This is a genomic window from Methylobacterium frigidaeris (genome assembly GCF_022179185.1).
Lineage (GTDB): Bacteria > Pseudomonadota > Alphaproteobacteria > Rhizobiales > Beijerinckiaceae > Methylobacterium > Methylobacterium frigidaeris.
The window spans coordinates 74,142-92,277 of the sequence record NZ_BPQJ01000008.1 but is presented as its reverse complement, the minus strand read 5'-3'; the positions used below and the strand labels follow the sequence as shown (position 1 = coordinate 92,277).

Genomic DNA, 18,136 nt, shown 5'->3' with positions numbered 1-18,136 from the left:
AGGACCCGCACGATTCCCGGAACCGGACGCTCCTGGCAACCGTGCAAGTCGTGCAATCGTCCGAGTCCTGCGATCGTCCAAGTCCTGCGATCGTCCAAGTCCTGCGATCATCCGAGCCCTGCGGGAGCGGGCCGGCGGGCACGAAACCTGCTCCGCGGCCGACGATACCGCCGCGATCAGGGAGGCGAGAATGGAACCGGAATTGACGCCAGGATCCGGCACGGATCTGGTCGCCCAGGGCGCGCCCACCGCTCTCGAGCTGTCGCGGGGCTTCGCCGAGGGCAGCCTCTCCCCGGTCACGGTGCTGGAGCGGTCGCTGGAGCGGCTCGCCGTCGTGAACCCGGCGCTCAACGCCGCGATCCTGGTCGATCCCGAGACGGGGCGGCGCATGGCCGAGGCCTCGGCCCGGCGCTGGCGCGAGGGCCGGCCCCTGAGCCCCCTCGACGGGGTGCCGGTGGCGGTGAAGGACACCAACCACGTCGCCGGCTGGCCGACCCGCTACGGCGCCGCCACGACCACGGACGCGCCGGCGCAGGAGGATTCCCCCGGCGTGGCCCGCCTGCGCGAGGCCGGCGCGGTATTCTTCTGCAAGACCGCGACACCGGAATTCGGCTGGAAGGGCATCACGCACGGGCCGCTCACCGGCGTCACCCGCAACCCGCACGACCCGTCGCGCACGCCGGGCGGGTCGAGCGGCGGCTCGGCGGCGCTCGTCGCCGCAGGCGTCGTGGCGCTCGCCACCGGCGGCGACGGCGGCGGCTCGATCCGCATCCCGGCAGCCTTCACCGGCCTGTTCGGGCTCAAACCCACCTTCGGCCTCGTGCCCTACGGGCCGACCTCGCTCGGCTGGCTTCCGGTCTTCGGCGGCCTCTCGCGGGACGTGCGCGACGGCGCCTTGATGCTCGGCCTCCTCGCACGGCCCGATTGGCGCGACGCCTTCGCGGTGCCGCACCCCGAGGTCGATTACCTCGGCGCGGCCGAGGCGGGGGTCGCGGACTTGCGCATCGCGGTGTCCCGGGACCTCGGCTTCCCGATCGTCGAGCCCGCCGTGGCGGCGTCGTTCGAGCACGGCGTCGCGGCCCTGGCGCGGGCCGGCGCCCGGGTGCGGGAGGTCGCCCTCGACCTCTCGCCCCTGCGCGACGCCCTGGACGTGATCTGGCGCGCGGCCTTCGCCGGCAGCCTGCGGCACCTGACGGGTGCGGAGCTGCAGCGCCTCGAGCCCGACCTCCTCGACCTCGTCGTCTCCGCCCGCGACCTCACCGCCGCGCACCTGCAAGGCGCGCAGGACGCCGCCCGGGCGCATTGCCAGGCGATGCAGCGTTTCCACCGGGACCACGACCTCCTGGTGACGCCGACCCTTCCGATCCCGGCCTTCGCGGCCGGCCGCAACACCCCGGACCCGGCTCGTTTCCCGCGCTGGTACGACTGGACGCCGCTGACCTGGCCGTTCAACCTCAGCCGCCAGCCCGCCTCCTCGGTGCCGTGTGGCAGCGCGGACGGCCTGCCGGTCGGGCTGCAGGTCGTCGGGCCGCTCTTCGGCGAGGCCCTGGTGCTGCGCGCCAGCCGCGTCGTCGAGCGGGCCATGAACGACGCGTGAGGTCCGGCGCGCGGGTTCATGCGGCGCTCACGCGTCGCGTGTAGGCAGGACGGGCGGAACGCCGCCCCGGCTCCCGACTTGTCCCGCCATTCCGCTCACCCAAGGTCAAGGATCCATGGATTTCGAGAGCTTACGCACCACGGTCCTCGACTTCGTGCGCGACCACCAGGCCTGGGCGCCGGTGATCACCGGGATCATCGCCTTCTGCGAATCCCTGGCTGTGCTCTCGCTGCTGGTGCCCGCGACCGTGATCCTGATCGGGATCGGTGCGCTGATCGGCTCCGGTGCGATCCCTTTCCTGCCGGTGATGGTCGGGGCGGCGATCGGGGCGATCCTGGGCGACTGGGTCTCCTACGAGATCGGCCGGTACTACAAGGACGGCGCCAAGCGGATCTGGCCGCTCAGCCGCTACCCCGAGATGGTGCGGAAGGGCGAGACCTTCTGCCAGCGCTGGGGCGCCTGGGCGATCTTCGTCGGCCGCTTCATCGGCCCGGCCCGGGCAGTGGTGCCGCTGGTGGCCGGGGTGGCGCTGCTGCCGCGGCTGGCCTTCTGGCTCGCCAATTTTTCCTCGGCCTTTGTCTGGGCCTTCGCCTGGCTGGCGCCGGGGGCGGGCCTGATCGACTGGCTGCGGCAGACTTGACGAACTGGTACTGGCGACTTGTCGGAAGACGTCGCGGCGAAATCCATCGAGAGGATGACAGCCGCCAACGTCGCGACCCGGCGGCGGGCATTGCGAGACCTTACGCCGCAAAGTCGCAATCGAGCCGTGCAGCCTGAACCGGACGGCCGCCGAAAGGGGTAGCATCTCGCCGAGGCCGACGCAGTCCTCTACCGCGCCAAGGCCGCCGGCGAGGGCGGCCTGGCGACCACGCCCGAGCCGCGCAACTCCACGACCCGGGTGGGATGGGCGTGCGACGACTGCTCAGCCCATCGCCCGCTTGATGAACCGGTCCTCGAACGTCGTCGCGAGGTCGATCTTGGCGCCTTGCAGCTCGGGATCGAGGGTGCGGACCAGCTCCAGCACGCTCGCCATGCCCTCCTGCGTCGGGATGCCGGTGCGGGAATAGCTCTCGAGCGAGTTCTTCACCGCCTGCACGTAGAGCGGCTTGTCGCCGAAATGGTAGGCCGGCGGCACGGTGTCGGCGATCTCCTCGGGAGAAGCGGCGACGATCCACTTCAGGGCCTTGGCGAAGGCGTTGACGACCTTCTGGGTGCCGGCGGCGTGGTGCTCGATCCAGTCCTGCTTGGTGTAGACGACGGCCGCCGGGTTCGGCCCACCGAACAGCGCCCGGGTGCCGGCCTCGGTGCGGGTGTCGATCAGGACCTTGATGTCGCCGTCGGCCTCGAGCTTGGCGATCACCGGGTCGAGGTGCGAGATGGCGTCGATCTCGCCCTTCTTCATCGCCGCGATCGCGCCGGCGCCGCCGCCGACCCCGATCAGGGCCGCGTCGGTGGCCTTCAGCCCGGCCTTGATCATCGCGTATTGCGCGGTCAGCGCCGTGGAGGAACCCGGCGCCGTCACGCCGATCTTGCGGCCCTTGAAGTCGGCGGCCGACTTCACCGTGTCGGCGAGGTCCTTGCGCACGCCGATCACGATGGCGGGGAAGCGGCCGAGCTCGCAGACCGCCCGGACGTCCTGGCCCTTGGCCTGCATCCGGATCGTGTGCTCGTAGGCGCCCGTCACCACGTCGACCGAGCCGCCGATCAGGGCCTGGAGCGAGCGAGCCCCGCCGCCGAAATCGTTGATCTCGGCCTCGACGCCCTCCTCCTTGAAGAAGCCCTTCCGCTCGGCGATCGTCAGCGGCAGGTAGTAGAGGAGCGGCTTGCCGCCGACGCCGATGCGGACCTTCACGGTATCGGCCCTGGCCGGCACCGCCGGGGCGAGGGCCAGGGCGGCGGCGCCGGCGAGGAAGCTGCGGCGTTGCATCTTGGAAAATCCTCCCTTTGTCTCTCAGCTCTGGCCGCCGGCTTGCGGGCGCCAGACCAGGAGGCGGTTCTCGATCAGGGTGACGATCGTGTCGATCACGATGACGAACACGGTCAGGATCAGCATGCCGGCGAAGACTCCGGTCACGTCGAACACGCTCTCGGCCTCGTGGATCTTGTAGCCGAGCCCGGCCGAGGAGCCGAGATACTCGCCCACCACCGCCCCGACGAGGGCGAAGCCGACCGCGGTGTGGAGCGAGGAGAACATCCAGGTCAGCGCCGAGGGCCAGTAGACGTGGCGAAGCAGCCCGCGCTCGCTCATCCCGAGCATCCGGGCGTTGTTGAGCACCACCGGGCTCACCTCGCGCACGCCCTGGTAGACGTTGAAGAACACGATGAAGAACACGAGCGTGAAGCCGAGCGCCACCTTCGACCAGATGCCGAGCCCGAACCACAGGGCGAAGATCGGCGCCAGCACCACCCGCGGCAGGGCGTTGGCCGCCTTGATGTAGGGGTCGAACACCGCGGCGAGCAGCGCGTTGCGGGCGAACAGGAACCCGAAGGCGATGCCGCCGAGGGCTCCGGTGACGAAGGCCAGCACCGTCTCCTGCAGGGTGATCCAGAGATGCCCCCAGATCTCCGGGTTCGACATCTCGGTCCAGGTCCGCTTGAGCACGTCGACCGGGGTCGAGAAGAAGAACTGGATCTGCTTCGGCGCGCCGAGGATCGGGTAGACGGTGAGCACGTGCCAGATCGCCAGGCCGACGAGGCCGACGAGGATCTGCAGGGCGAGGAGGCCGAGGCGGTTCACGAGAGGGGTCTCCGATGAGGCGTCACGCGGGGCCGCCCGCATAGGCGCGGGAGACCTCGACCCGCAGGCACGACCAGATCTCCTTGTAGAGGGCGTGGAATTGCGGCTCGAGGCGGATCTCGCTGATGTCGCGCGGGCGGGCGAGGTCGACCTTGAACTGGCCGACGATTGCAGCGGCGGGTCCGGCCGAGAGCACCACCACCCGGTCGGCCAGCGCGATCGCCTCCTCGAGGTCGTGGGTGACGAACATCACCGCCTTGCGGTTGGCCGCCCACAGCTCCAGCAGCAGGTTGCCCATGATCTGCCGGGTCTGCGCGTCGAGCGGCCCGAAGGGCTCGTCCATCAGCAGGATCTCGGGGTCGCGGATCAGCATCTGGGCGAGCGCCACGCGCTTGCGCTGGCCGCCCGAGAGCATGTGCGGATAGCGGTCGACGAAGGCCGAGAGCCCGACCTTGCCGAGCCAGTCGCGGGCCCGGGCCAGGGCTTCCGAGCGGGGCACCTTCTGCGGCTCCAGGGCCACCGCGACGTTGTCGAGCGCCGTCTTCCACGGCATCAGGGCGTCGGCCTGGAAGAGGTAGCCGGCGCGGGCGTTCAGCCCTGACAGCGCCGAGGAGAACACCGTGACGCTCCCCGAGGCCGGCTTCAGCAGGCCGGCGGCGGCGTTGAGCAAGGTCGACTTGCCCGAGCCGGTCGGTCCGACCACCGCCACGAACTCGCCCGGCATCACCCCGAGATCGATGCCCTCGACGGCGACGTAGCGTTTGCCGCCCTTCAGGGTGAAGGCGATGCTGACGCCTTCGAGCCGGACCGCGGCGTCGTCATGGCCGAGCGCCGTGCCGCCGACCAGGCGCATGCCGGCCCGCCCCCCTTTGCGTCCCTCGGCGGCGCGCTGCCCCACCATGCGTCTCGTCTCCCTCCCGTCGCCCGGCCGTCTCGTGCGGCTCCCGGCGGGGCCGACCATCGGCGAGCGGGCCCACGAGATCAACCGCTACGTCCGTCGCGCCACCCGGTTTCGGGACGCATAGGCCCGGCCGACGTCCCAGGCGACCGGTCGGCGGGAGCGGGAGCCTGCCCGGCGATCACCGCGGGGGCGTCCCCACTCCCGAACAGCTCGTCGATCTCGTGGTGGAAGATCAGGGGCAGACCGGTGAGGCACAGGAGCAGCATGAACAGGGTCGAGATCAGGCTCGACCAGGTGTGCACGAAGGCCCAGGCGCGGACGCTGGACGCTCTCATCCGTTTCTCCTCGCGCGGCCGCGCCGGATCCCCGGCGCAGTTTTGAATCAAAAATAAACTTCTGATTCTGCTCGCTTTTCCGCAGCGATGGCTAACCGTCGGTGCGGTCCTGCGCAAGGGGCGCGCCGCCTGCGACACGGGCCGCAGGTGACAACGGAGGGTGAAGCTGATCCGATGGTGTTCCCGATTCGATCCTGTGCAACCCGTCAGCAGCGCCCGTCCACAGCCTTGTCCGCCGCCCTCGCCCTCTCGCTCCCCGTCGACCGCCGCCAATCGCCGACCGCGCTCGGCGTCCAGCGCGGCGTGCGGCGCCTCTTCGCCGAGCTCGGGCACGTCACGATCCCGGAATTCACCCTGGCCAACGGCCGGCGTGCCGACCTGATCGCGCTGGGCGGCTGCGGCAAGCTGACGATCATCGAGATCAAGTCGAGCGTCGCGGATTTCCGCGCCGACCGCAAATGGCCGGATTACCGCGACTTCTGCGACCGCTTCTACTTCGCGGTGCCGGAGACCCTGCCGGTGGAGATCCTGCCCGAGGAGACCGGGCTCATCGTCGCCGATGCCTTCGGCGCCGCGATCCTGCGCGAGCCCCCGGAGCATCCCCTCGCCGGCGCCCGCCGCAAGGCCGTGACCCTGCGCTTCGCCCACGCGGCGGCGGGCCTGCTCCACGCGCTCGCCGATCCGGGCTCGATCCGCGAGGGCGCGCTGTAGGCGCGTTGCGGGAGGGCGGGTCCTGCGCCGCATCACGACCCGTGGGCGGCCACGCCTTCCCCGCGCGCCGCGGGCCAGGCCGGGACCTTCCGCAATCCGGCCGCATTCCTGGCCGAACGGCCGAGGAAGCCGGCCGCCACGATCGCTAGGATCGCGATCACGGCGCCCGCGCCGACATCGACGAAGTAGTGTCCCCCATCGATCGGAGTCGAGGCGATCATCATCGCGTTCAGGGCGAGGCCGGGCCAGCGCGCGATCCAGGATATCCAGAAGTAGCGGATGAACAGCACACCGAGCGCTGCGTGGAAGCTCGGGAAGGTGATGATCCCTTCGATGCGATCGAGGGTGACGCTCCGGAGCGTGCCGTCGCGAAGACCCGACAGATCGGCTAGGTGAGCGTAAGCGGCGGTCGGGTTCAGCCTGGGGAAGTCGTCTGGTTGCAGCCCGAGATGCACGAAAATCGCCATCGCCGGCATGAGGGCCGAGAGCAGTATGGTGACCAGCCCCGCGATCATGAAGGCCAGCACGAATTCTCGCGCCGCGTTCAGCCGCCCGCCGAATCCAAGGACGACCACCACCAGGATCATCTGCGGCATCAGGCTGCGATAGGCCAGGGACAGCGCGGAGCCGAGCCACGGCCGGTCGTTCAGGCCGTGCAGGTAGGCCAGCCAGTCGAGGCCGAGCGACCGGTCGAGCGCCAGGAAGGTGTCGTCCCAGAGCGGACCGCCGGTGGCAGCCACCGCGTAGGAGAGGAGGGCCGCGCAGGCGCTGAACGCGATGATCTGCGCGACGCACGACAGGCTGACCGCGAGCCGTGGATCGGGGCGCCGGGTGGCGTAGAAGGTCGCCAGCACTTCGAGCCCCGCGCAACTGACGGCGGGGAGGAGCGTGCTCGCGGCATCGAGGGCGAGCCCCGCCGCGCACATCCATGCCGCGGCGAGGACGGCGGCGGCCAGGATCAGCAGCCAGAGACGGGCCCGCACGCGATGGAAATCGGACGGTGCGGCGAGCCCCCGTCTCGAGCCTTGGCCGCCCGTGATCTGGTCCGACGTCACCGCGCGCGCACCTTCATCGCCGCACGACAAGTCATGAATCGAGGCCATTCCTACAGGACCAGGTTCTCGTCGAACCGGTCTGGCGACAGCGGCAGCCGGAACTCGACCGCGAGGCCACCCTTGAACTGGCGCACCACCCGCGCCGGCGTGCGGCCGACGACCACGCTGGAATCGAGCGGAAGCTCTCCCTCGCAGGCCAGGGCCGCGCCGGAGAGCGAGACGTCGATGATGCGGGCGGCGACCTCTTGTCCGCCCTCGAGCCGCAGGGTGGCGAGGGCCTGGCGCGGCACCACGCGCTCGTGCCGCCGGTCCTCTGGCAGGCCGAGCTCCGCCCGGTTGGCGAGCCAGGTCAGCTGCGAGGCGATCTTGTCGCGCTTGCGCGCCGTGGCGCTGACCGCCACCGCGACGCCGTCCGGCAGGAGCCGGGCGACTTTCCCCTCGATCCGCCCGACATGCTCGAGATAGATCACGATGCGCTCGCCGACCGCACCGCCCACCGCGCAGGTCAGGCGCACCCCGCCGGGGGACATGTCGACGGTCTGGCAGGGATATTCCTGCCGGTCGGAGAGCATGTAGCGCCCGAGCAGGGCCACGGCCACGCGGCGATGCCGACGCTGGTCCGCCGCCGCCTGCCGGGCGAAGAGACGCCCGCTCGTCGGCGCGACCTGACCCATCACGCTCGCCATGACGCTCGATCCTCCCGACGCGAAACGGGCCTCGCACGTCAGGATGCCTGGGAAGGGTTAAGCAATCGCCGTTGCCCGTCCCTGTCGCCGTGACTACGGCGAGAGATCCGACCACGCGCCGCGGCTGCGCGGCCTTGCCGGCCGGGGGCCGGGACCGTAAGCTCAAGTCCCTGTACACAAAGAAGAATTAGTGTGATTCCAAAGTACCCCCACGGCGGCGCGATGCACGAAGTGGCCGGTCCGGGCATCGTCGCGCCGTGACGCAGGCCGTCGCGCTCCGCGGCGCGCGCGGCCTGCTGGCCGGGTTGCGCCCGCTCGCCCCGTTCTTCTGCCTGTACGTGACCTTCGGGGCCACGCTCGGCTTCCTGTCGGGCGGGGCGCCGCTGATCCTTCGGGCGCGGGGTCTCGACCTCGCCGAGGTCGGGCTCCTGCAGCTCATCAACCTGCCGGTCGGGCTGACCTTCCTGTGGGCGGCCGTGCTCGACCGGGTGCGCCTGCCGTTCCTCGGCCGCCGCCTCGGCTGGATCGTCGCGGCGCAGGGCGCCACGGTCGGGCTGCTGGCGATCTTGAGCCTCGGTGAGCACTGGCCGCTGCCGACGCTGCTGGCGCTCGCCATCGCCACCTGCGCCTGCGCCGCCACCATGGACATCGCGCTCGAGGCCCTGGTGGTCGAGACGGTGCCGGCGGAGCGGCGGGCCTTCGTCGCCTCGGCCAAGCTCTGCGGCGCCTCCCTCGGCGGCATCCTGGGTGTCGGCGTGCTGGTCGGCTCCTACGACGCGCTCGGCTGGCCGGCGGCGCTCCTCGCCTGCGCCGGGCTCGACGCGCTCTGCCTCCTGCCGATCCTCGCCTATCCGGAGGCGCGGCTGCAGGGGGCCGGGGGCGTGCCGGAGCGCTGGTCGGGCTCGTTCGAACGCCTGCGCGTGCTGACGGGCCGCATCGCGGCGCTCGGCGCCTATTTCGCCGCCGCCTACCTCATCGCCGGACCCAACACCCTGGCGCTGCTCGATCTCGGGGTGCCGCTCGGGCAGGTCGGCTTCCTCACCGGCACCATCCTGCCGGCGGTCAACCTGGTGATGGCGCTGATGGCCGGCGGCCTCGCGGCCCGGTTCGGCACCGTGCGGCTGATCGCGCTTGGCGGAGCCGGGGTGCTGGCGGCCGGCGGCCTGATGGCGGCGGCCTGCCTGCTTCGCTCCGAGGAACTGGCCGTGACCGCCACGGTCCTGAATTTCGTCTTCGGCGGCTTCCTCGGGGTGCCGGTGTTCAACATGATCTATCGCTGGGCGCAGGGACCGCGGCCCGCCACCGACTACGCGCTCCTGTTCGGCGCCGCCTTCTTCGCGGCGATGCCGCTGCGGGTCGCCGCCCCGGCGCTCGCCGGCTGGGCCGGCTGGCCGGGCTACTTCACGGCGGCGATGCCGCTCTACGCCGCGGCGCTCGTCTGGCTCGCGCTCCAGATCGGCCGCACCCTGCGGGCCGACCGGGCGGGTGGGGGAGGATCCCCGCGATGATCCCCGACCGCGCGGCGCACATTCCCGACGTCGCAGCCCACGTGCCGGCCTCGCTCGGCACCTATCGCGACGGCGTGGCTTTGGGGACCGACGGGCCGGCGACGACGCCCCTCGTGGCCTTGCGCGATCCCGCCGTGTTCGACGCCACGCTGGCGGCCTTCGAGGCCGGGCTCGGCATCGGCCCCAACACGGTCGACCGGCGGGCGCTGGTCTCGTACTGGAGCCAGTTCTACCTCGCGCCACTCGCCACCCCGGTCATGACGGCGCTCGTACGGCTCGGGCGGCCACTCCCGCTCGCCTTCGCGACGACGAGCCTCGAACTCGACGCGGACGGCCGCCCGGCCCGCTTCCTGGTGCGGCCCGCGGCGCCGGACGGCGCTCGCGCCGGTCTCACCGGCCTCGTCGAGGACCATCTGCGGCCCTTCGTCGAGCTGTGCCGGGCGCAATGCGGCATCGCCCCCCGGGTGATCTGGGGCAACGCCGCGGTGATCCTCGACTACGTCGCCCGCGAGCTCGGCGAGCCCGAGACGATGGCCCGCCCGGAGGTCGCGACCTGCCTCGGCTGGCGCGGCGGGACCGCTTGCGCACTCAGTCCGCTGGCCCAGGCCCTGTGCGATCGGCGACGGCGCACCTGCTGCCTGCGCCAACGCGTGCCGGGGGTGTGTTCCTGCGGACCGTTATGCCCGCTCGAGCGGTGCCGGCGGTGACCGATGCCGGACCGCTCACCGACCTCGCAGTCCCCACCGGCGCTGCGTTCACCGTCCCTCTCGCCGCACCGCAGCATTCGATAGGCCGACGACTACGTCAGCTCGATGATTTGATAGACTTCATCGCTCATTTGCTCCACGTCGACGAAAATCGAATGCTTCTTCAGCCGATCGTAAACGTGAATGCCCGGACGTTGAAGGGCGCGGCGGTCATGCTCGGCGGACAGCAGCATCTCGTTCGTGGCCAAGTTGCTCTTGCGGCTGGTCGTCCGCCGTCTGCTGCTTCCGATCAGGATGAGACGGTCCGTGATATACAGACCCCTGGCATAACCATTGATCTTGAGGATCGACTTCGGGCCGAAAGCCGAGCCCTCCCGGAACTCGATCAAGCTTCCCGTCAAAGAATCGACGACATAAATGTTATTATCATAGAAGAACACACTATGCGGCTGATTGAGCCCGTCGAAGAGCACCTCCCCGGACTTCACGTCGTAGACACAGCCATCCCTTAATCCTCTTTTTCTACTTGCTCCGAATTTCGAAGCAACCAGGCGATCGTTCGCCCAGCATATGTCGTTGATGTGTTCGACATCTAACCCGAACGCGTCGAATTCCGACGGGAGGGAGCAGATTCCCTGGTTTTCCTTGAGGATGAGGTTGCCTCCCGTGGAGACGCAGATCAGATCGGTCCCGTCAAGCGCGATTCCATGGATATCCTCGACATTGGGGATCGTCTTGTAGCCCAGGACATTATAGGTCCTGTCGACGTAGGCGATCTGCTCAGCGGCACCCTGAAGAGCGATCGCGATCCGGTCTCCGTCGACGACGGCGCCGGTCGTCCCGACGATGTCGGTGCGACCAAGACCGAAGCCTGCGAGCGCGATGTTCACGATCGCCTCGCCGGAGCAGGCAACTGTCAACTCTGCAAAATTGGTCTGCGACCTGTCGCCGTTATTGCAAAACGTGACCAGGAATTTTGTTTCTTGCATTGATGCTTACTCTGTCTTACGAGCTAGACGCGGCCGATAGAGAGGAGAGCATAGATTTTTATTGGCTACTCGCGCTCTTATAATTTCAAGGAAAGGTGCGACACATAGGAAAATGGTCTTGCGACTCAGGTCGCGATTGCAATAATCAATAAAAAATTTTTCAATACTGAAAAATAAGCTGGATTCGATAAACGATAAAAAATATTTATATTCCATTTCTGCATTTTTACATTGACACATATCGATCAAAAATTTTGGAAAGTTTTTTTACCGCGAATATTTTGCAATGCATATTTATATTTATTATTATGGTCTTTCAACTCATTGACTTTTATTATGTAGACACACATCGCGTGACGAAAAAAATCCTTTGGATTGCCGCCGCGCCAACCGATAGCCCTCTATCATTCCTAGTGCACGCCGCCGCGCGAGCACAAGTCCTGCGAAACATGCATATGGTATCGATATGGCTTTGTCACGACCTCTCATTGCAAAGATCGTCACAAGCATGACAAACAGGCGGAGTAGCGGCCTGGATCAGGCTATGGAGTTTTCATATAAAACAAAACGGGCTCGCGATAATTTGAAAAATTTCGTCGCTCCGGCGGGTCTACGATGGGCGTGATGGCAAACTGAGCATGACGTGCGACAGTCGCCGTTCTTGAAGCCGGCCTTTCCCGCCACGAGGTAGATCACGCCACGACAGTTCCCCTCCGTCCGTCGCATCGTCGATAATGCTCTAACAGAAATACTCTTATTCTTCCTCGGTGGATCGGGCAAGACGGCCGCGAGTACAACCGGGTGAAATATCCTCGAGAAGACGCCTCACGAGACGTCTATCGGGGATCGTATATGCTCATACACTGGATATGTATCAGTCTGGCGTTAGATTTTGATGCGGCGGCGCCTCTCCGGCGAGGCATTCCTCACCCTTGCACCGGCGGCAAGGCCGCCAACAGCGCGCCCAGGAACGCCTGCACCGCCCGCGGCAGCCGCCGGTCGCGCATGGTCTGGACCTCGATGCCCCGGGCGAGGCTGCGGTGGGACCGGATCGGCAGCGCCCGGAACTCGCCGCGCGCCACCTGACCCTGGAGCGCGACCGAGGACACCAGGGTCAGGCCGCGGGTGCGGCGCAGGAAGGGCAGGATGGACGAGAGGGTGTTCGTGGTGAGCGCCGGCTCGATCGCGATCGCTTCCGCCGCGCAGGCCGCGTCGAGGATGGTGCGCAGGGTGGTGTCCCGCGGCAGGAGTGCGACCGGATAGGCGGCGACGTCGGAGAGGCCGATCAGCCCACGCCCGGCGAGCGGATGATCGGGCGCGCACAGCGCCACCATGTCGAGGCTGGCGCGGTAGGCGACCGCGGTCTCGGTGGAGGGCTCCAGGCTGAAGGTGAGCCCGAGATCGGCGTCGCCCTGGACTACCCGGTGGGTGACCTGGCCCGGCGGCAGCACGCTCAAGTCGAAACGGATGCCCGGATGCCGGGTGTGGAACGCGGCCATCGCCTCCGGCACGAGGTCGATGGCGAAGGCCTCGGTGCAGGCGACCCGCACCAAGCCGCGCCACAGGCCCTCCAGCTCCCGGATCTCGGTGACGACCTGCTCGGCACTCGCCAGCACCTGGTGGGCGTGGCGGGCCAGGAGCTCGCCCGCCTGGCTCAGCACCATGCCGCGCGGCCGGCGCTCGAACAGCAGGCAAGCCAGTTCCGCCTCGAGGTTGGCGATCTGCCGGCTGATCGCCGAGGGCGCGACATTGAGACGGGCGGAGGCCGCCGCGATCGTGCCGTCGCGGGCGACCGCCAGGAAGTAGCGCAACGCCGTGGTCTGCATCTCCCGTTCGCGCCTCGCCCCTGCCTTGCCGTTTCGGCAACGAGCCTATCGACAAATTCGACTTGCTGCGATCGAATCTGCGCAACATGCTGGCAGGGTGAATTTTGCGGCAGTGCACCATGACGGCTGGAAACGCCCGCGCTGCCCTCGACGAAGTGGAGCCGACATGCCGACACGGATCGAAGCGGGCCAGAATCCGGTGAGCCACGTGCGGGCGGACCGCATGCGCAAGACGGGTGCGCTGCTCGTGGGCCTCCTCCTCGCCGGCATCGCGGGTCCGGCCCTGGCGGGCAAGGCCACCGACACCCTGGTCTACGCCTCGGACAGCGAGCCGGAGAACCTGAGTCCCTACCACAACAATCTCCGCGAGGGGGTGATCCTGGCCCGCAACGTGTGGGACACTCTCCTCTACCGCGATCCCAAGACCGGCCAGCACCAGCCGATGCTCGCCACCGCCTGGACCTGGGTCGACCCGGTAACCCTGGATCTCACGCTCCGCGACGGCGTGACCTTCCACAACGGCGATCCCCTCACGGCCGAGGACGTCGCCTTCACCTTCAACTACGTGCTGACGCCCGAGGCGAAGATCGTCACCAAGGGCAATGTCGACTGGATGAAGTCGACCGAGGTGACCGGCCCGCACAGCGTGCGCATCCACCTCAAGGCGCCGTTCCCGGCCGCCCTCGAATACCTTTCCGGCCCGACCCCGATCCTGCCGGCGGCCTACTTCAGACGAGTTGGTCTCGACGGCTTCAGCAAGGCGCCGATCGGCACCGGTCCCTACCGCATCGTCTCCGTCGAGAGCGGCAAGGGCGTGAAGATGGTGCGCAACGACAAGTACTGGCCGGGCAGCCCGATCGGGAAGGCGACGATCGGCAAGCTCGAGTTCCGCATCATCCCGGACGGCGACAGCCGCATGGCCGAGCTGATGACCGGCGGCGTCGACTGGATCTGGCGCGTGCCGGCCGATCAGGCCGAGCAGCTCAAGAGCGATCCCACCCTGACCGTGGTCTCCGCCGAGACGATGCGGGTCGGCTACCTGCAATTCGACGTGCAGGGCCGCGCCACGGAGGCCTCGCCCCTCAAGGACGTGCGGGTCCGCCAAGCGATCGCCCACGCCATCGACCGCAAGGCGATGGTCGACAACCTGGTGCGCGGCGGCGCCCGGATGATGAACGCGATGTGCTTCATCGAGCAGTTCGGCTGCACCGAGGAGGGCGTGCCGACCTACGCCTACGACCCGGCCAAGGCGCGGGCGCTCCTCAAGGAGGCCGGCTATCCCAACGGATTCGACATCGACCTCGCGGCCTATCGCGAGCGCGACTACGCCGAGGCGGTCATCGGCTACCTGCGCGCCGTCGGCATCCGGGCCAAGCTCAACTACCTGCGCTACGCCGCCTTCCGCGACGCGCTCAGGGCCGGCAAGACCTCGATCGGCTACCAGACCTGGGGCTCGTTCTCGATCAACGACGTCTCGGCCTTCACCGGGATCTATTTCCGCGGCGGCGAGGAGGATCTGGCCCGCGATCCGACCGTGATCGCCGACCTCCAGGCCGGCGACACCAGCGCCGATCCGGCGATCCGCAAGGCCAAGTACAAGCAAGCGCTGACGCGCATCGCCGCCCAGGCCTATGCGCTGCCGATGTTCTCCTACCCGTCGAACTACGCCTTCAGCGCCGACCTGAACTTCACCGCGCAGACGGACGAGGTGCCGCGCTTCTTCGCCGCGTCCTGGAAGAAGTAGGAGGGGGCGCCATGCTGGGCTTCGCGCTGCGGCGCATCCTCGTCGCGGTCGGCGTCGCGCTGACCGTCTCGGTGGCGAGCTTCATGCTCCTGCACCTGTCGGGCGACCTCGCCACCGCGATCGCCGGCCCGGAAGCGACGGGCGAGCAGATCGTGGCGGTCCGCGCGCAGCACGGGCTCGACCAGCCGCTGGTGGTGCAGTTCGGTGCCTGGGCCTGGCGGGCGCTCCACCTCGATTTCGGCCGCTCGTTCTACTTCCCCGAGCAGGTGACCGACCTGCTCGCCGCCCGCATGCCGGTGACCCTGACGCTCGGGGTCATCGCGCTCGCGGTGGCGCTCCTCGTCGCCATCCCGCTCGGGGTGCTGGCGGCGTTCTACCGCGACACCTGGCTCGACCGGGCGGCGCTGGCCGTCTCGGTGCTGGGCCAGGCGATGCCGAGCTTCTGGTTCGGCCTCACCCTGATCCTGATCTTCTCCGTCAACCTGCGCTGGCTGCCGGTCTCCGGGAACGCGACCTGGAAGCACTTCATCCTGCCGGCGGTGGCGCTCGGCTACTACGCCATGCCGGCGGTGATGCGGCTCACCCGCAACGGCATGCTGGAGGTCCTGTCCTCGGACTACGTCCGCACCGCCCGGGCCAAGGGTCTGCCGCCGCGCAAGATCCTGATCCGCCACGCGCTGCGCAACGCCGTGATCCCGGTGATCGCGCTCGCCGCGGTGCAGTTCGGCTTCATGCTCGGCGGCTCGATCGTGATCGAGGCGGTGTTCTCGCTCCAGGGCCTCGGCCAGCTCGCCTGGGAATCGATCGCCCGCAACGACTTCCCGGTGGTCCAGGCGATCGTGCTGGTGCTGGCGATGATCTACATCGCCCTGACGCTGGCCGCCGACCTCCTCAACGCCCTCCTGGATCCGCGGCTGCGCTCATGACCATCCGGCCCGCCTCCCCCCTCGCAGCGGCTCCCGCCGAGATCGTCCTGCCTCCGGCGCGCTCGCCGGCGGCCCTCGCGCTCCGGCGCGGCCTGTCGCATGGCGGCTTCCTGATCGGGGCCGGCATCGTCGGGTTCGTGGTGCTGATGGCGCTCGCAGCACCCCTCGTCGCCCCGCACGACCCCTACGCCCAGGACGTCTCGCGCCGGCTGATCCCGCCGATCTGGCACGCCAAGGGCAGCGTCGAGCACCTCCTCGGCACCGACAAGCTCGGGCGCGACTATCTCAGCCGCCTGATCTACGGCAGCCAGATCTCGCTGCTGATCGGGCTCTCGGCCGCCCTGATCTCGGGGGTGATCGGCACGGCGCTCGGGGTGCTCGCCGGCTACTATGGCGGGCGGGTCGACGCGGTGGTGAGCTACATCGTCACCACGCGCCTCGCGATGCCGGTGGTGCTGGTGGCGCTCGCCATGGCCTCGCTGGTCGGCGGCTCGCTGAAGGTCGTGGTGCTCGTGCTGGGCCTGCTGCTCTGGGACCGCTTCGCGGTGGTCACGCGCGCCGCGACCCGGCAGGTGCGCAATCAGGATTTCGTCGCCGCCGCGAAGGCTGCGGGCTTTTCCCCGGTGCGGATCCTCGCCCAGGAGATCCTGCCCAACATCCTCAACGCGCTGATCGTCGTCGCGACGCTGGAGATGGCGCACGCGATCCTGCTCGAAGCGGCCCTGTCCTTCCTCGGCCTCGGCGTGCAGCCGCCGCTGCCGTCCTGGGGGCTGATGATCGCCGAGGGCAAGCAGTACATGTTCTTCCAGCCCTGGGTCATCACCATCCCGGGCGTGGCGCTCCTGATCCTGGTGCTGGGCATCAACCTGCTGGGCGACGGGGTGCGCGACATCACCGCCCCGGAAGGCCGGCACTGACCTCCCCTCCCCTTTGCCCTCCCCCTCCGCACGCGTAGAAGAAGAGAGTTCCTCCATGTCGCGACGCGACGCCATCGGGCTGGCCCACCGGCACTACGACGAGGGCGGCTTCCTCGCCGTGCTCCTCGAGGCGGTCGGCCTGCCGACCGAGAGCCAGGCCCCGGGCCAGGGGCCGGCGCTCGCCGCCTACCTGACCCGGTTCATGACACCCCTGGTGTCGCGCCTCGGCTTCCAGGTCCGCCTTCTCGACAACCCCCAGGAAGGCCGCGGACCGTTCCTGATCGCCGCGCGGCACGAGGGCGACGACCTGCTGACGGTGCTGACCTACGGCCACGGCGATACGGTGCGGAACTACCCCGAGCAGTGGCGCGAGGGCCTGCACCCGCTTCAGGTGACGGTCGAGGGCGAGCGCTGGTACGGCCGGGGCACCGCGGACAACAAGGGCCAGCACCTCATCAACCTCGGCGCCCTCGAGGCGGTGATGCAGGCCCGCGGGGGCAAGCTCGGCTTCAACGTCAAGCTCCTGATCGAGATGGGCGAGGAAGCCGGCTCGCCGGGTCTGCACGAGATCTGCCGTCGGGAGGCAGAGGCGCTCTCCGCCGACCTGCTGATCGCCTCCGACGGGCCGCGGCTGGAGGCGGCGCGGCCGACGATGTTCCTCGGCTCCCGCGGCGGCACCACCTTCGAGCTGGTGGTGAACTTGCGCGAGGGCGGCCACCATTCGGGCAACTGGGGCGGGCTTCTGCGCAATCCCGGCACCGTGCTGGCGAACGCCATCGCGACCCTCGTCGACGGGCAGGGCAAGATCCTCCTCGATGCGTTGCGTCCGCCGCCGATCCCGGCGGGCGTGCGGGCGGCGCTCGCCGACATCACGGTCGGGGGCGATCCGAACGCGCCTGCGATCGACGAGGGCTGGGGCGAGCCGGGCCTGAGCCCGGCCGAGCGGGTCTTCGGCTGGAACACCCTTGAGGTCCTGGCCTTCAAGTGCGGCGACCCGGACGGGCCGCAGAACGCGGTGCCACCTCACGCCAAGGCGACCCTGCAGCTGCGCTTTGTCGTCGGCACCGACTGGCAGGGCGTGCTGCCGGCGATCCGCCGGCATCTCGACGCGAACGGCTTCCCCATGGTCGAGGTGCGGGCGACCCGCGGCGAGGTGTTTCGCGCCACCCGCCTGCCGGTCGAGGATCCTTGGGTGACCTGGGCCTTGTCCTCGATCGAGGAGAGCACGGGCAAGCGCCCGGCGCTCCTGCCCAATCTCGGTGGATCGCTGCCGAACGACGCCTTCTCGGAGATCCTCAGGCTTCCGACGCTGTGGGTGCCGCATTCCTACCCGGCCTGCGCACAGCACGCGCCGAACGAGCACCTTCTGGGCCCCCCGACCCGCGAGGCGCTGGGGTTGATGGCCGGGCTGTTCTGGGACCTCGGCGAGACCGGGCCGGGGGTTCTGGCGGCGCGCCGGGCGGCGGGCTGAGAGGCCGGCCGCAACTCGCGGGCAAA

17 protein-coding genes are annotated in these 18,136 nt (G+C 69.1%); 9 read left to right on the top strand and 8 right to left on the bottom strand.

Annotation, left to right across the window (positions count from 1 at the left end):
- Positions 1-190 precede the first annotated feature (190 nt).
- Both MFF64_RS10865 and MFF64_RS10860 read left to right on the top strand, forming a co-directional pair.
- Positions 191-1,597: an amidase gene (locus tag MFF64_RS10865; protein WP_238190753.1), complete on the top strand. Its 1,407-nt coding sequence runs from the start codon at positions 191-193 to the stop codon at positions 1,595-1,597.
- A gap of 115 nt (positions 1,598-1,712) precedes the next feature.
- Positions 1,713-2,237, top strand: a complete 525-nt coding sequence (locus tag MFF64_RS10860; RefSeq protein ID WP_099907588.1) for a DedA family protein — start codon at positions 1,713-1,715, stop codon at positions 2,235-2,237.
- A 282-nt stretch (positions 2,238-2,519) separates the two neighbouring features.
- Here the strand turns inward: MFF64_RS10860 and MFF64_RS10855 are convergent, their stop codons facing one another.
- The 4 genes from MFF64_RS10855 to MFF64_RS10840 all read right to left on the bottom strand — a co-directional run bounded on the left by MFF64_RS10855 (position 2,520) and on the right by MFF64_RS10840 (position 5,570).
- A complete protein-coding gene (locus tag MFF64_RS10855) occupies positions 2,520-3,524 on the bottom strand; it encodes an ABC transporter substrate-binding protein (RefSeq protein ID WP_099907586.1) in 1,005 nt (334 codons plus the stop codon).
- 24 nt (positions 3,525-3,548) lie between these two features.
- Positions 3,549-4,334 carry an ABC transporter permease gene (locus tag MFF64_RS10850; protein WP_099907591.1) on the bottom strand — a complete coding sequence of 262 codons (786 nt, stop codon included), beginning with the start codon at positions 4,332-4,334 and terminating at the stop codon, positions 3,549-3,551.
- A 22-nt stretch (positions 4,335-4,356) separates the two neighbouring features.
- A complete protein-coding gene (locus tag MFF64_RS10845) occupies positions 4,357-5,187 on the bottom strand; it encodes an ABC transporter ATP-binding protein (RefSeq protein ID WP_207768241.1) in 831 nt (276 codons plus the stop codon).
- A 128-nt stretch (positions 5,188-5,315) separates the two neighbouring features.
- The gene (locus MFF64_RS10840) at positions 5,316-5,570 is read right to left on the bottom strand and encodes a PepSY domain-containing protein (protein ID WP_106427162.1); all 255 of its coding nucleotides are present in this window, start codon (positions 5,568-5,570) and stop codon (positions 5,316-5,318) included.
- 228 nt (positions 5,571-5,798) lie between these two features.
- On the opposite strand from MFF64_RS10840, the gene MFF64_RS10835 reads away from it, so the two are divergent.
- On the top strand, positions 5,799-6,281 hold the full coding sequence (locus MFF64_RS10835) for an MmcB family DNA repair protein (protein WP_238190752.1): 483 nt from the start codon (positions 5,799-5,801) through the stop codon (positions 6,279-6,281).
- A gap of 32 nt (positions 6,282-6,313) precedes the next feature.
- On the opposite strand, the gene MFF64_RS10830 is transcribed toward MFF64_RS10835, so the two are convergent.
- Together MFF64_RS10830 and MFF64_RS10825 are read right to left on the bottom strand one after the other, a co-directional pair.
- Positions 6,314-7,264, bottom strand: coding sequence for a phosphatase PAP2 family protein (locus tag MFF64_RS10830; RefSeq protein ID WP_238190751.1), 951 nt, complete (start codon positions 7,262-7,264; stop codon positions 6,314-6,316).
- 122 nt (positions 7,265-7,386) lie between these two features.
- The gene (locus tag MFF64_RS10825) at positions 7,387-8,022 is read right to left on the bottom strand and encodes a PilZ domain-containing protein (RefSeq protein WP_238190750.1); all 636 of its coding nucleotides are present in this window, start codon (positions 8,020-8,022) and stop codon (positions 7,387-7,389) included.
- Positions 8,023-8,279: 257 nt separating this feature from the next.
- Here MFF64_RS10825 and MFF64_RS10820 point away from each other — a divergent pair, with 257 nt between their 5' ends.
- A complete protein-coding gene (locus MFF64_RS10820) occupies positions 8,280-9,530 on the top strand; it encodes an MFS transporter (RefSeq protein WP_099907579.1) in 1,251 nt (416 codons plus the stop codon).
- On the top strand, positions 9,527-10,237 hold the full coding sequence (fhuF, locus tag MFF64_RS10815) for a siderophore-iron reductase FhuF (RefSeq protein WP_099907577.1): 711 nt from the start codon (positions 9,527-9,529) through the stop codon (positions 10,235-10,237). Before MFF64_RS10820 ends, fhuF begins: the two co-directional genes overlap by 4 nt.
- 92 nt (positions 10,238-10,329) lie before the next feature.
- Here the strand turns inward: fhuF and MFF64_RS10810 are convergent, their stop codons facing one another.
- Both MFF64_RS10810 and MFF64_RS10805 read right to left on the bottom strand, forming a co-directional pair.
- Complete coding sequence (locus MFF64_RS10810) at positions 10,330-11,127, bottom strand: DUF4915 domain-containing protein (RefSeq protein WP_238190749.1); 798 nt, start codon at positions 11,125-11,127, stop codon at positions 10,330-10,332.
- Between the two features lie 1,025 nt (positions 11,128-12,152).
- Positions 12,153-13,052: a LysR family transcriptional regulator gene (locus MFF64_RS10805; protein ID WP_099904749.1), complete on the bottom strand. Its 900-nt coding sequence runs from the start codon at positions 13,050-13,052 to the stop codon at positions 12,153-12,155.
- A 223-nt stretch (positions 13,053-13,275) separates the two neighbouring features.
- On the opposite strand from MFF64_RS10805, the gene MFF64_RS10800 reads away from it, so the two are divergent.
- From MFF64_RS10800 to MFF64_RS10785, 4 genes are read left to right on the top strand one after another with little or no spacing between them, the layout of a single operon-like run.
- Positions 13,276-14,796, top strand: a complete 1,521-nt coding sequence (locus MFF64_RS10800; protein ID WP_099904757.1) for an ABC transporter substrate-binding protein — start codon at positions 13,276-13,278, stop codon at positions 14,794-14,796.
- Between the two features lie 11 nt (positions 14,797-14,807).
- Positions 14,808-15,722: an ABC transporter permease gene (locus tag MFF64_RS10795; protein WP_099904752.1), complete on the top strand. Its 915-nt coding sequence runs from the start codon at positions 14,808-14,810 to the stop codon at positions 15,720-15,722.
- On the top strand, positions 15,719-16,639 hold the full coding sequence (locus MFF64_RS10790; RefSeq protein WP_099904754.1) for an ABC transporter permease: 921 nt from the start codon (positions 15,719-15,721) through the stop codon (positions 16,637-16,639). The genes MFF64_RS10795 and MFF64_RS10790 overlap by 4 nt, the downstream gene beginning before the upstream one ends.
- A gap of 55 nt (positions 16,640-16,694) precedes the next feature.
- On the top strand, positions 16,695-18,110 hold the full coding sequence (locus MFF64_RS10785; RefSeq protein ID WP_099903204.1) for a M20 family metallopeptidase: 1,416 nt from the start codon (positions 16,695-16,697) through the stop codon (positions 18,108-18,110).
- Positions 18,111-18,136 lie beyond the last annotated feature (26 nt).

Bases quoted from the DNA above. Each gene is read 5' to 3' on its own strand.
- MFF64_RS10845 (WP_207768241.1), bottom strand. From the start codon at position 5,187: ATGCGCCTGGTCGGCGGCACGGCGCTCGGCCATGACGACGCCGCGGTC.
- MFF64_RS10785 (WP_099903204.1), top strand. From the start codon at position 16,695: ATGTCGCGACGCGACGCCATCGGGCTGGCCCACCGGCACTACGACGAG.
- MFF64_RS10790 (WP_099904754.1), top strand. From the start codon at position 15,719: ATGACCATCCGGCCCGCCTCCCCCCTCGCAGCGGCTCCCGCCGAGATC.
- MFF64_RS10855 (WP_099907586.1), bottom strand. From the start codon at position 3,524: ATGCAACGCCGCAGCTTCCTCGCCGGCGCCGCCGCCCTGGCCCTCGCC.
- MFF64_RS10825 (WP_238190750.1), bottom strand. From the start codon at position 8,022: ATGGCGAGCGTGATGGGTCAGGTCGCGCCGACGAGCGGGCGTCTCTTC.
- MFF64_RS10795 (WP_099904752.1), top strand. From the start codon at position 14,808: ATGCTGGGCTTCGCGCTGCGGCGCATCCTCGTCGCGGTCGGCGTCGCG.
- MFF64_RS10840 (WP_106427162.1), bottom strand. From the start codon at position 5,570: ATGAGAGCGTCCAGCGTCCGCGCCTGGGCCTTCGTGCACACCTGGTCG.
- MFF64_RS10865 (WP_238190753.1), top strand. From the start codon at position 191: ATGGAACCGGAATTGACGCCAGGATCCGGCACGGATCTGGTCGCCCAG.
- MFF64_RS10805 (WP_099904749.1), bottom strand. From the start codon at position 13,052: ATGCAGACCACGGCGTTGCGCTACTTCCTGGCGGTCGCCCGCGACGGC.
- MFF64_RS10800 (WP_099904757.1), top strand. From the start codon at position 13,276: ATGCGCAAGACGGGTGCGCTGCTCGTGGGCCTCCTCCTCGCCGGCATC.
- fhuF (WP_099907577.1), top strand. From the start codon at position 9,527: ATGATCCCCGACCGCGCGGCGCACATTCCCGACGTCGCAGCCCACGTG.
- MFF64_RS10860 (WP_099907588.1), top strand. From the start codon at position 1,713: ATGGATTTCGAGAGCTTACGCACCACGGTCCTCGACTTCGTGCGCGAC.